We start from the raw sequence: 13,277 nt of genomic DNA, 5'->3' as shown, positions 1-13,277 counted from the left end.
CAACAGCGCAGTTGCGCCGTTACCGGGTTAATAGCATCAGGCAGCCGGTTGTGTTTTATTGCGGCGCTCAGCAAACAGAGCAACCAGGAACACAGCACCAATCAAATCGAAGAAGCCCATGGCAATAAACAGCGGGTTAAAACCGATCGTGTCGGATACGGCCCCAATCAATAAAGTAAACAGGAAGCTGGCAATCCAAGCGGAAGAACCGCGCAGGCCATTAACGGTGGCTACTTGGTTTTTATCAAATGAATCAACGACTAATGCACTGAGCATGCAAGAGATAACCTGATGACCGAAGCCACCAATAGAGATTAAAGCAATAGCCAGATAAGGGTCTTTGGTGATGGCAACAAAGGCCAGTGAAACCATCATAAAGGCACCGGTTACGGAGCTGGCAACTACTGAGTTGATACGACTGCAACCGAACCATTTTTGGTAGAGTTTGGTTAAATAGCCACTGGCAACACTGCCGATATCTGCCGCCAGGAAGGGTAGCCAGGCGAACATGGCAATCTGTTTTAGGTCCATGCCCCGCTCGGTAGCCAAATAAAGTGGAACCCAGAAGCTAAATACCGCCCATGCGGGTTCCGCTAAAAATGCCGGGATAGCGATACCGTAAAATTTCTTATTTTTGCTCAGAATGGCTAATGACTTAAGAAAAGGCAGCCGAGGGAGTACCGGTTCATTGTCTTGGTGAATCAGTTCAAACTCTTCTTTACTCAAATTTGGATGGGTGTCGGGTGAATGATAAAAACGCCACCACAGCAGAACCCAAACCATGGCTAAAGCACCGGAGAATAAGAATGCACCTTGCCAACCGAGAGCGACATGAGCCAGTACGATAATCGGTGGTGCTAACATCGCACCGATAGAGAACCCCACCCCTGCCCAACCCGCGGCAATGGGGCGTTCCTTTTTCGGAAACCAGTCAGAAATCGCTTTGGCATTTGCCGGTGTTGCCGCAGCTTCGGCACTGCCCATAAAGAAGCGCAGCACCGCCAATTGAAACCAGGTTCCTGCCCCAGCGTGCATCATGCATACCACCGCCCAGACACTAGCGCAAATCAGGAACCCCATTTTTAAACCGATGACGTCAATCAGCCAACCACAGAGTGGCTGGAAAACGGTGTAAGCCAACTGAAAAGATGCCACAATCCATGAATATTGTTCAGTGGTCATATTCAGGCTGGTTTTTAACTCAGGGGCGAGGATACCCAGAGAGTTACGGGTAATATAGTTAACGGTGACCCCGAGTAGAAATAGCGCCAGCATCCACCAGCGTAATGATTTTATTTTTCGCCGCCCGACAACCTTAGCGGATTGATTAATCTCAACACTCATCCCAGCCTCCTGATGTTAGTCGGTAGTAAATTAACCGGACCAACTTATTGTTTTGGTATGATCTATATTCGGTTATTAAGATTATGCTGAGTTTTAATGTGACTCCGTTCACATTAAGCTCGTCTGGTAAAATTTAATCGATTGATAATATTAGTTTTTTGTATAATTAATCATAATTAACCGGACTGATAAGTTTTTAAAATTGGTTTACCAAAACAAGGTAACTAGCTTAAATTGGCTTTAATACGCATTTTTTTGAAAGAATTTTCATAAGCTGGATAATATTTCAGCATTTATATCGAATAGTGGCCTGAATAAGCCATTCACCGGCTATGAAAATTTTTTCATTTGCTAATTTGAGAGAGATCACAAAATGAATGGAAAGCTAAAAATACAAGAAATTGCTAATCAGACTGGCCTTTCAATTAGCACGGTATCGAGAGTATTAGCCGGTAAAGCCAATACCAGTGCGAAAGCAAAACAGCAGGTAATGGCGTATGCGCAATCGCAGGGGATATTGCAGAATTTGTCCAGCGGGCGGTTGATGCTAAATAACATTATGGTATTTGCCCCTCATCGTGCCTTTGATGTGCGTACCGATATTTTTTACTACAAAGTTATTCAGGGGATTACTGAGGCGGTTAGTCAACATGAAGTCATGATTCGCTACTGTGGGCTATCTGAAACTCACAGTGATATTGCGCTATTTTTGGAGAAAATGACCAATCCTCAAACCGAAGCGGCAATCATTATTGGTATCGACGATCCGCGGATTCATACATTAGCGGCTGGGGTGCATAAGCCGTCGGTGTTAATTAATTGCCGTGACAAAGAAATGTCATTGGATAGTGTGTCGCCAGACCACCAACTGATTGGTGAGTTTTCTGCCAATTACCTGATACAGCAAGGGCATAGGCGCATTCTGACTCTGCAATGTTTACGTCGCAACACGATGGAACTGCGCTTAGTGGGGATAAAAGAGGCTTTCGCTAATAATAATATGCGCTTTGATGATGGCCAACATCTGATTACCACGCATGGCTTTGGCGCGGAAGAGGCTGAGCAGGCGCTAACCGCTTTTATCACTGGTTGTGAAGATAAGAGCCAGCTGCCGACGGCCATTTTAGCCGGGGGGGACTATATGGCATTTGGTGCCGTTAATGCGTTGAATAAACTGAACATGAGCGTGCCTGATAACGTATCTGTTATGAGTATGGATGGTTTTAACCTGGCAGACATTCATGATGTCACACTGACCGCGGTGCACGTTCCCCGAGATGAGTTGGGGGCCGAAGCCATCCAGTTACTGCAACGGCGCTTATTACGCCCAGATGCGCCCTTCAGTAATACCTTACTGCAAGGGAAATTAGTGGCCTGTTCTTCGGTCAAACAGATCAATCAGAAAAGGGCGATGCCTGCGGCCAATAAACCATCGGATCAGTTATATGATTTGTAAGGCTTAGTATGGAAAATAATGAACCTATGCCTCATAAAAAAGTAATTACCGCTATAGTTTACAGTTAGTTTTGTACTGTTTACGGTGGGTAACGAGAGAAATATGTATAAATGAGTTTTATATAAGTCAGATGGGGATATCTTATATCTTACCCGTCATCTTTCAGAATGCAGGTGTGTTGGCTGGTCCCGTTACTTGGCCTATTTATGGGTCTTGCCTCAGTGAGGCCGCTACAAGCAGCATTCAACTCACTGACTTGCCGTTAATTTGTCTTATCGGGGTTCATTAGCATGATTGAGGCACACCCTGCGGGCTAGCATAAATGCTGTTCAAATCGGGTTACATTCGATTTGTCTCTTTTTTGCCACCTTCCTGCACCTTGAAATCTATTGGGTATAGCACATTGAATTTAAGGATATTGCCGCATGGAATTTAAAGACTATTATGCCGTGATGGGAGTAGAACCAACTGCTTCCCAGAAAGATATTAAAACAGCCTATCGCAAGCTGGCGCGCAAATATCACCCAGATGTCAGCGCGGAAGCCGATGCTGAAAGTAAGTTCAAAGAAGTTGCCGAGGCCTATGAAGTATTAAAAGATACTGAACGGCGTGCTGAATATGACGAGTTAAGATTGCATCGGAATGACCCTCGTTTTGCCCAACAACAAGCCGCCTATAATTCAGGTCATCAACAAAGGTACAGCAGTGCGGGGGCCGGTTCCCAAGACTTCTCTGATTTTTTTGAATCTTTCTTTGCTAACCGTGGGGCTTCAGCTCATCACACCTCTCAGCGACCACCTCGCGGTGTTCGCGGCCAAGATCTTGAGATGGAATTGCCCATCTTCTTAGAAGAAACCTTGGCAGAACAGACGCGTTCTATTTCTTACAAAATACCGACTGTTGATGCTTCGGGGTATCCGGGGGCGGAGACATCCAAAACGCTAAAAGTGAAAATTCCGGCTGGGGTGGGGGATGGCGAGCGTATCCGTCTTAAAGGGCAGGGGGCACCGGGTTTTGCCGGTGGAGCTAATGGCGATTTATTCCTGATTATTCGCATTGCACCGCATCCAATGTTTGATGTTGATGGACAAAATTTACAAATAGTGGTGCCGTTAGCCCCATGGGAAGCGGCATTAGGTGCCAATGTAGAGATGCCGACACTGACGGGCAAAATCACTTTAACGGTCCCGGCAGGTAGCCAAAGTGGTCAGAGATTGCGTATCAAAGGCAAAGGGCTAGTTAGCAAAAAGGGAACTGGCGATCTGTACGCGATCCTCAAGGTAGTGATGCCGCCAAAACCGGACGAGAAAATGCGCGCGCTGTGGCAACAACTGTCAGATCAGGCGTCATTTAATCCTCGCACTGGCTGGGAGTAACAGATTATGGCTGAAATAGAAATCACCTATACCGTGACTGAATTATGCCAGTCAACGGGAATAATGCAGGATGAATTGGTCGAGGTAGTCGGATTGGGTATGATTGTGCCACTTGAGCCTGCCGACACCGTCTGGATTTTTGACGCTGATGCACTGAGTTGCCTTCAACGCGCCCAGCGGCTACAAAATGAGTTGGATCTGGACTGGTCTGGTGTGGCAATGACCCTAACCCTGCTGGAAAGGGTTGAGCAGTTAAAGAAAGAAAATGACCAACTGCGCAGGCAGCTCGATCGTTTTTTGCAGATATCTTAATGCGATAGAACGGGTTGCGCCCATTTCGGCCAACCCGTATTTTGCTCTCTATCTCAGATGCTATCCAATGGATAACACGGAGCGGATATCACTATTTTTATTGATATCCCAGATTGCCGTGACATCATCCAGTAGATGAAGTTGAGTCTCAATGGCTAGCTTTTGTTGTGCCGCCAGACCGAAAATATCTGAAAAAATTCGTTTTAATTCAGGGATCGGTGGGAAATTACCTGTACCACTACCCAGTAAGTGACTAATTTTCTTGTTAGATAAGGTAGTTAAAGGCTGCTGACACCCCCGTCTACCCGTAATTCTGTTCCAACGACAAAACTGGATTCATCTGAGGCGAGAAAGACCGCAGCATGGGCAATCTCACTAGATGTTCCCATTCTTTTAATTGGTACCAGTTGGCGGATTTGTTCCGCCAGATGCTCTTGTTCGCTGCCGGATAATCCCAGTTTTTGCAGGGCTGGTGTTTGTGTCGGCCCTGGACTCAAGCCATTGACTCGGATTCCTCTGCTTGCCCATTCACCAGACAAGGTGCGCGCAAGAGAAAGTAACCCTGCCTTGCTGGCGGCATAAACGCTGCTTTGCGGTAAACCAATATGAACACTGGCGGAGCCACAAAGGATCACTGAGGCAGGATTAGCCAGCAGCGGCAACAGTGCTTGCAACAAAAAGAAAGGGCCTTTTAGGTTAGTTGATAATACTCGCTCAAAACTTTCTTCATCCCACTCTCCTATTGAACGATGAGTAACATCGCCTGCGTTGATATAGACGATATCAAGGCGTGGCCAAACGTGGGTGAGTTTTGCCGCTAGCTGATATTGATCGGCAATATCGCTGGCATCACTGTTTAACAGCAAAACTTGGCCTCCAAGTTCCTTATGTGCAGCTTGCAGGGCAGCATCGCTCCTACCGGTGATCGCCACCCTTGCACCCTCAGCAATAAATTGACGAGCAGTTTCCAGCCCGATACCACTGGTTCCACCTGTAATTAGTGCATATTTGTCATTTAAACGATTCATGGTAAGTCTTCTCATTGATAGCAGTGGAAGACCATTTTTAATACAAAAGTATCTAAAGTATAGTAGGTACCAATTAGATACTAATGATGCAATAGGAAAGCAATGACAGCCTATCAGCCGCTAACAGCAAAAAATAAATTAGAACCAGACCACTCAATTGTGAAAGAGAAGTGTCCGATGGTGCAATTTGTCGAACTTATTGCAGGGAAATGGGCTATTCCAATTCTCTATCGTTTAATCGTAACTGCTGTACCAATTCGATTTGGCGAGTTGCAACGGGCCATTGCACCCATTACCCAAAAAGAGCTTACCCGGCAATTACGTGCTTTCGAACAGCGCGGTTTGGTCTACCGCAAGGTCTATGCCGAAGTCCCTCCACGCGTTGAATATCAAATTACGGCATTGGGCAAAACATTGCAGCCAACATTGGATTCGTTAGCCCAATGGATGAGAGATCACCATAAGGCTCTCGCGGGCAACTCGTAACCTGAATGACTACCGCCCTGAGAATAGCCAGATATACCGCAATTTCGCTATTGGCAGTCGCGTAATGCGAACACTATGTACTACATTTAATTGACTGCTCACTAATCCAGCAGTAACAACAATGGCAACAATAGTTTCAAGGAGAGAGTATGAGTAAGATACCAGGTTGTTGTTCAGAAGATAGCCCTCCTAATAGCCGACGGAATATGCTAAAAGCCGCATTAGGCATCACTGCTGCGGGTGTCATCGGTGGGATTGGATTGGGGTTACCTCAAATATCGTATGCTGCGGCTTTGACCAAAGAAGAACGTGATAAGTTAACCCCAGATCAAATAGTTGAAAGTTTAAAGCAGGGCAATAAGCGGTTTGTTTCCGGTAAAATGCAACAACATGATTATCTTGCACAAAAACGCAGTAGTGCAGAAGGGCAGTTCCCTGCGGTGGTCATTTTGAGCTGTATTGATTCTCGAGCGCCAGCGGAAATTATTCTGGATACGGGTATCGGTGAAACCTTCAATGCCAGAATTGCCGGTAACATCTCTAATGATGATTTATTAGGTAGTCTGGAGTTTGCTTGTGCCGCTGCGGGAGCTAAAGTCATTTTAGTTATGGGGCACACAGCTTGTGGTGCAATCAAAGGGGCTATTGATAACGTTGAACTTGGCAATCTTACTGGCCTGCTCAATAAGATCAAGCCAGCCATTGCGGCCACCCAATTTGATGGTGAGAAAAGCAGTAAAAATGAGAAATACGTCGATGCTGTAGCGACGAATAATGTGAAACACACCATGGATGAAATACGCAAAAACAGCGAAATAATTAGAAACCTAGAACAAGAAGGGAAAGTAAAAATTGTCGGCAGTATGTACAACTTAAATGGTGGTGTTGTCGAATTCCTTAAGTAATACATTTGGTCTAACTCCTCCCTATTCCCTTTGCGAAAATTCAAGGGGAATAATAATGATACTCATGAGTTATTGCTAAATTAGATACCCTCTTCTTTTTTTTATTATCCATTCCTGCTTGGCGATAAATAGTATTTATGCTTATATGAATGAGGCGGTATCATCATCAAAGTCTGGTCGCGAACTGTATAGTGATGATGGGGTGTTTTAAATAAAATACATATGAATGTTATAATTTTGTTTTTTAGTAAACAAATTGAATATATATTGTTAAATGGTATTTATTTCTTGAACTTTTCCATCTTTATTGTATTTTAACCTCTGTGATTACCTGTTACTTTATTGGGTGAATAAAACGAGTTGTAAACATTCTTAATAATAATGATATCATCATGAATCTGTATTATTTCATTGTCATTAAATAATGAATTCACATGATTGATATATTTTATTTGATTATTATCCTGATCAATTATTATCAGGTGAGTTTGTTTTATACATATATATATGTATAAATTTATCACTTAACATGAAATATAATGATAATATATAATTTAATTTGTTTTATTCATTAAGCGAAAGTAATAATTATCACTTGTTTTCTTATCACACCAAAGTTGTATGTGATTGGCCTTTATTAACTGAGTGAATGTATTCAAGGGGTTATTTATGTATGTTGATACAGTCTCTGTTGTCTCTGGCAGTAAATTTATTGATGTCAATGGTAAAGGAGTGATTGATTATGAGAAAGAGATATCACTGGATTGCTGTATGAATAAGATCCATTTTCATACTAAAAAATTAACAATTGATATTAATGAAAAACAAAAGAGATTGGTCATGTGTTTGTTTAATGATGTTAACCGCAAGCAAGATATCATAAAAGTAGTATGGTATGAAAATCATAAAAGCATCTCTGATAATAATTATCATCAATTAATACATAAGTTTAGAGCACATTTAAAAAATGCGGGAATACCTGACGGAATTATTAAGACTATAAATAGATATGGTCTTAGGTTAGATTCTGGGATATTAAAAAATATGGTATCGAACAAAATGAATGACAGGTTTGTTGGTTACTAAAATAGACTTGTTCTCTGTATATTCTCCATTATAAAGGAGAGGTTAGGGTGTTATCATTTTTAAATAGGATAGTAATAACACCCTGCCAAATGCTTTTTAGTTATAAACAACATATCCTTGAAGTGTTGTTAACATTACTTATATTATATTATCTCAGTATATTTTTTAACGCTATATCAAGTAAAGAAGAACGGCCAATCCCTATATTATATAAAGGTCACGGCGTAGAGAGTAGTAAAATAAAAAATAGAGAGGGAATGATAAAGGAAATTATAAAACTAAAGCTATTTAGTAAGAGTGAAAAAAACAGTAAAAAGAATGAAAAAATCAATAGTATTGGAGAAATTGATAATGCTCCTTTGTACTATGGTGACTTGAAACTGGTTGGCGTGCTCAAACATACAGATGAGTCAAAGTCTATTGCAATAATAGATACTGGTATGGAGCAAAAAACTTATTTTATTGGTGATGTAATAGAAAATATAAATATTTTTCTTGTAAAGATATTTATCGATAAGATCACTATTAGTGATGGCACCACTTATTATTCATTAATTCTACTGGAGTAGGTACATTCCTGGGTTTCATGTAAGGGAAATATAAATGCATATCAAACATGTCCATCTGATATATGGCGATATATTTAATAATTTTATTAACTTTATGTTAGTGAAACTATCAAAAATAATAATAGTACTAATTTTATTACCGTTATCCGCGAATAGTGAAGGTTTTTCGGTGCATTTCAAAGATGCAGATATAAAAGAGTTTATTAATACAGTAAGTAAAAATATCAATAAAACTATAATAATAGATCCTAAAGTTAAAGGATTGATTAGTGTCCGTAGTTATGAGCTATTAGATCAAGAAAAATATTATCAATTTTTTCTTAATGTACTCGATGTCTATGGATATACCGTGGTGGAAATGCCTAATAATATATTAAAGGTGATCCCCTCAAAACGCGCTAAAGGTTCCGTCGTACCTATACTAAGAGAATCAGAGGAAACTCATGGCGATGAACTTATTAATAGAGTATTTCCCCTTAAGCATATATCAGCCAAGAGTATTTCACCTTTATTACGTCAGTTAAATGATAACTCCGAATCTGGTAGTATTATGCACTATGAACCATCCAATACTATATTAATTACGGGGCGAGCTGCGGTAGTAAACCGTTTGTACGCTATAATCAACACATTCGATCATGCAGGAGATACAGATATTGAACATTATAAACTAAACCATGCTAATGCCGCTGAAGTGACTAAACTGGTAAATGAAGTAATAAATCAAACAAATTCCAACAAGAAAGAATCATTCAGTGTAGGCAGAATGATTGCGGATGATAGGACTAACTCTGTATTAGTCAGCGGTGATAGCCATATCAGAAAAAGAGCCATTAAAATGATAAAAGAGCTTGACCATCAACAGGAGAGTTATGGAAATACAAAAGTTATATATATGAAATATGCTCAAGCATCAAAACTTTTAGAGGTGCTCACCGGTATCAGCCAAGATTTTCATAGTAACAAAAAAACAAACTCGGTAAGTAAAAATCACAATAAAAATATTGCCATTAAAGCCTATGATCAGACAAATGCTTTGGTTATTACAGCCGACGCTAAAATGATGAAAGAATTAGATTTGGTTATCGAAAAACTGGATGTAAGACGAGCGCAAGTATTGGTTGAGGCCATCATAGTTGAGACGCAAAATGGAGAAGGGCTAAATCTTGGTATTCAATGGGAAAATAAATTTTCTGGCGGAGTCAATTTTATTCCTAACTCAGGTAATACAAGAAACAATAGTGAACGTATGCCGCCGATGGCGATCGCAGGACTAACCGCGGGGTTTTATAAAGGCAACTGGAGTGGTTTATTTACTGCTCTGGCAACTAATTCAAATAATAATATTCTGGCAACACCAAGCATTGTTACATTAGATAATATGGAAGCTGAGTTCAATGTAGGCCAAGAGGTTCCTGTACTGACATCGACGCAAACAACATCAACAGATAGAGTATATAACTCAATTTCAAGGAAGAATGTAGGTGTCATGCTGAAAGTGAAACCACAGATAAACAAAGGTGATTCGGTTCTGCTTGAAATACGGCAGGAGGTATCAAGTATTGCTGATAGCTCTGACGCGAATGCTAATAATTTAGGCTCTATTTTTAACAAAAGAGTCGTTAATAATGCAGTTTTGGTAAAAAGTGGTGAGACGGTTGTTGTTGGCGGGTTATTAGATAAGAAGATATATAAAATAGTAAATAAAATCCCTATATTGGGTGATATTCCTTTTATTGGCGGGTTGTTTAGACAGAAAAAAGAAAAGGTAGAGAAGAGTAACCTTATCTTATTCATTAAACCTACCATACTCAGAGAAACAAGTGACTATAATCTGGTAACAGCAGAAAAGTACACTGAATATAATAATGGAAATATAAATGAAAAATTTATCAATGCGCCACTAAAACTATCCAAGAAGATGTCAGAATACACAAAAAAACATGATGACTTCAATATACTTAAAAGAGATATAAGGCGCTTTTACAGTGCGGTAGGAATAGAGCCATGAGCGACGATGAAAAGGAATTAGTACCATTAACATTTAATTGGTCTAAAGATAATGGTGTCATTTCAATTCCGGTAGATAAGGGCTGTCAACTTATTTGTCGTCATTCAGCTTCACTTGAGTCAATACTTGAAGGTAATAGAATCGCTAATCAACCAGTGGGGATTGATTTTGTTACTGACGATGAATTTAACAACATGTTAGCGACTGTGTATCAGCATGATTCAATGCAATCACATAAAACAATGAATGCGATAAGTGATGAGTTAGATACCTATTCGTTCGCCAGCGAGTTATCAGATAATGAAGAATTACTAGGCTCAGATAATGAAGCTCCAATAATAAGATTAATTAATACAATTTTAACCGAGGCAATTAAAAATTCAGCTTCAGATATTCATGTGGAATCTTTCGAAAAAAAATTGATAATAAGATTTCGTATTGATGGAGTGTTAAGAAATATATTGGAACTGAAACGGGGCGTGGCGCTATTACTGGTTTCTCGGATTAAAGTCATGGCGAAGCTGGATATTGCTGAGAAACGTATTCCTCAAGATGGGCGTATTGCATTGAACTTGGCCGGGCGAGTTTTAGATGTGCGCGTATCAGTTTTACCATCAAATCATGGTGAGCGTGTCGTCCTACGATTACTGGATAAAAGCAGTATTAAACTGGACTTACAATCTTTAGATATGTCAGCAGCCAACTATAGTTTAATGAAAAAGCTCGTACTCAAACCTCATGGCATTGTATTGATTGTTGGTCCCACCGGTGCGGGTAAAAGTACCACCCTCTACGCGGCGCTAATGGGAATAGACTCAGGTGAAAGAAATATTATGACTGTCGAAGATCCTATAGAGTTTGATATTGAAGGTATTTCCCAGACACAGGTCCATTCAAAAATTGGTATGACTTTTTCTCGCAGCCTAAGAGCAATACTGCGGCAAGACCCCGATGTCATCCTTATTGGTGAAATACGAGATGTGGAAACTGCACAAATAGCGGTACAAGCCTCTTTAACCGGTCATTTGGTTTTATCAACACTACATGCTAACAGCGCTGTTGGTGCGGTAACCAGGCTGAAAGACATGGGGATAGAGCCATTTATGCTATCAAGCTCATTATTGGCTGTTTTATCTCAACGACTGGTCCGTAGATTATGCATTGAGTGCCGGCAGGAATACGCATTTATATCGGATAAGCTTAAAGGTTTGGGTATCAATTATCAGATAAGTATTGAGGGAAATGCATATCGCGCGATAGGTTGCCAAAAATGCAATGCAGCAGGTTATCGCGGGCGCATAGCGCTACATGAACTCTTGGTGGTAGATAATCATCTGCGGGAAGGCATTTATAAAGGCTATAGTGAACATGAGCTTATTCAGTTGGCGCAGCAGAGCATACGCAGCATCGAACAAGATGGGGTGGATAAAGTTATGGCTGGTCTAACAACAATTGAAGAAGTTATCAGGATAAGCTTAGAGGACAAGCATGCCTGTATTTAAATATATCGCTATCAATAATAATGGCGTGAGAATAAAAGGTAATATTGAGGCCGATAACATTCTTATTGCCAGGGGAATTATCTACCAGAGAGAGTGGTGTTTATTAAAAATTAAAATAAGGAAAGTAGGTCATTTTCCCAATGTGATAAGATATTTCAAAAGTATTAATAACGATGACCTGGTATTGATTACTCGGCAAATGTCGACATTAGTAAATGCAGCAATACCTTTAGATGAAGTGTTGGAGGTTATTGAGAAGCAAAATAAAAAGAATATAATGAATGGTATAATACGTGATATAAGAAAGAAAGTTGTTGAAGGTTATTCACTTTCTGACTCACTCTCCCATCATTCAAATGTGTTCAATCCATTATATAGGTCAATGATCACTGCAGGTGAAGTATCAGGGCATTTGGGAATGATTCTATCTAGACTTTCTGACCATATTGAGCAAACGCAGAAAGTAAAAAGGAAACTTGGGCAAACACTCATATATCCTGCGATTCTAATTATTGTATCACTAGGTGTGATAATCATCCTATTATCTGTAGTAGTACCCAGTATAATAGAACAGTTCTCTTTCGAGAATAATGAATTACCTTTTTCGACTCAGACTCTCATGGCAATGAGTAATGGGGTTAAAAATAACATTTCATCTATATTAGCGTTGACTATCATTGTTGTAATCTCAATTAATAGAGCCTTAAAGGTAAGGAGGTTAAGCGAACTCTTTGAATATTATTGTTTAAAAATTCCTTTGGTGGGTGGATATATTATTAGATTGAATATATCACGCTATTTAAGAACGTTGACTATATTAAACTCCAATAGTGTTAATTTAATGCAGGCAATCAAAATAAGTAATTCTGTATTAACTAATGGATATATTAAAAAACAGCTGCTTAACTCAGCTAAATTAGTTAGTGAAGGGGCCAGCCTATCTTCTTCATTAGCCGTTAGTCGAGTATTTTCTCCTATGATTATACATATGATTGCATCAGGTGAACGTACGGGGGAGTTAGATCTCATGTTGGAGAAAGTGACTGATGTTCAAGAAAATGAATTGATGGATAAAATAAATATATTTGTCACATTACTAGAGCCAGCAATAATGATTTTTATGGCGGCATTTATTCTTTTTATCGTTTTGTCCATATTTCAACCGATATTAAAAATTAACAATTTGATTGCATAATATTTAT

At 40.0% G+C, this 13,277-nt stretch carries 12 protein-coding genes; 10 read left to right on the top strand and 2 right to left on the bottom strand.

Translation table 11 applies throughout. The features are described from left to right. Nucleotides 1–36: 36 nt before the first annotated feature. On the bottom strand, nucleotides 37–1,344 hold the full coding sequence (locus tag A6J67_RS21845; protein WP_005185936.1) for an MFS transporter: 1,308 nt from the start codon (nucleotides 1,342–1,344) through the stop codon (nucleotides 37–39). A gap of 373 nt (nucleotides 1,345–1,717) precedes the next feature. Between A6J67_RS21845 and A6J67_RS21840 the strand changes: the two genes are divergently transcribed. The 3 genes from A6J67_RS21840 (at nucleotide 1,718) to cbpM (ending at nucleotide 4,488) form a co-directional block, all read left to right on the top strand. Beyond that, nucleotides 1,718–2,800, top strand: a complete 1,083-nt coding sequence (locus A6J67_RS21840) for a LacI family DNA-binding transcriptional regulator (protein ID WP_005185935.1) — start codon at nucleotides 1,718–1,720, stop codon at nucleotides 2,798–2,800. Between the two features lie 425 nt (nucleotides 2,801–3,225). Beyond that, nucleotides 3,226–4,176: a curved DNA-binding protein gene (gene cbpA, locus A6J67_RS21835; protein ID WP_005185934.1), complete on the top strand. Its 951-nt coding sequence runs from the start codon at nucleotides 3,226–3,228 to the stop codon at nucleotides 4,174–4,176. Nucleotides 4,177–4,182: 6 nt separating this feature from the next. Beyond that, nucleotides 4,183–4,488, top strand: coding sequence for a chaperone modulator CbpM (gene cbpM, locus A6J67_RS21830; RefSeq protein ID WP_005185931.1), 306 nt, complete (start codon nucleotides 4,183–4,185; stop codon nucleotides 4,486–4,488). A gap of 278 nt (nucleotides 4,489–4,766) precedes the next feature. Here the strand turns inward: cbpM and A6J67_RS21820 are convergent, their stop codons facing one another. Beyond that, nucleotides 4,767–5,516 carry an SDR family oxidoreductase gene (locus tag A6J67_RS21820; protein ID WP_050297303.1) on the bottom strand — a complete coding sequence of 250 codons (750 nt, stop codon included), beginning with the start codon at nucleotides 5,514–5,516 and terminating at the stop codon, nucleotides 4,767–4,769. 102 nt (nucleotides 5,517–5,618) lie between these two features. On the opposite strand from A6J67_RS21820, the gene A6J67_RS21815 reads away from it, so the two are divergent. The 7 genes from A6J67_RS21815 (at nucleotide 5,619) to A6J67_RS21785 (ending at nucleotide 13,270) form a co-directional block, all read left to right on the top strand. Continuing rightward, complete coding sequence (locus A6J67_RS21815) at nucleotides 5,619–6,002, top strand: winged helix-turn-helix transcriptional regulator (RefSeq protein ID WP_080608430.1); 384 nt, start codon at nucleotides 5,619–5,621, stop codon at nucleotides 6,000–6,002. Between the two features lie 149 nt (nucleotides 6,003–6,151). Next, a complete protein-coding gene (locus tag A6J67_RS21810) occupies nucleotides 6,152–6,907 on the top strand; it encodes a carbonic anhydrase (RefSeq protein WP_032906544.1) in 756 nt (251 codons plus the stop codon). 669 nt (nucleotides 6,908–7,576) lie between these two features. Then, nucleotides 7,577–7,993, top strand: coding sequence for a winged helix-turn-helix domain-containing protein (locus tag A6J67_RS21805; protein ID WP_032906543.1), 417 nt, complete (start codon nucleotides 7,577–7,579; stop codon nucleotides 7,991–7,993). A 47-nt stretch (nucleotides 7,994–8,040) separates the two neighbouring features. Next, entirely contained in the window at nucleotides 8,041–8,562 is a 522-nt protein-coding gene (locus A6J67_RS21800) for a type II secretion system protein N (protein ID WP_050297304.1), read from the top strand. Nucleotides 8,563–8,596: 34 nt separating this feature from the next. Further along, nucleotides 8,597–10,573, top strand: a complete 1,977-nt coding sequence (gene gspD / locus A6J67_RS21795; RefSeq protein ID WP_080608429.1) for a type II secretion system secretin GspD — start codon at nucleotides 8,597–8,599, stop codon at nucleotides 10,571–10,573. After that, nucleotides 10,570–12,075: a GspE/PulE family protein gene (locus A6J67_RS21790; protein WP_042569206.1), complete on the top strand. Its 1,506-nt coding sequence runs from the start codon at nucleotides 10,570–10,572 to the stop codon at nucleotides 12,073–12,075. The genes gspD and A6J67_RS21790 overlap by 4 nt, the downstream gene beginning before the upstream one ends. Then, nucleotides 12,062–13,270 carry a type II secretion system F family protein gene (locus A6J67_RS21785; protein WP_192945350.1) on the top strand — a complete coding sequence of 403 codons (1,209 nt, stop codon included), beginning with the start codon at nucleotides 12,062–12,064 and terminating at the stop codon, nucleotides 13,268–13,270. Before A6J67_RS21790 ends, A6J67_RS21785 begins: the two co-directional genes overlap by 14 nt. The last annotated feature ends 7 nt before the right edge of the window (nucleotides 13,271–13,277 follow it).

This window comes from Yersinia sp. FDAARGOS_228, assembly GCF_002073315.2.
GTDB classification, from domain to species: Bacteria; Pseudomonadota; Gammaproteobacteria; order Enterobacterales; family Enterobacteriaceae; genus Yersinia; species Yersinia intermedia.
This window is presented reverse-complemented; position numbering and strand designations above follow the sequence as displayed.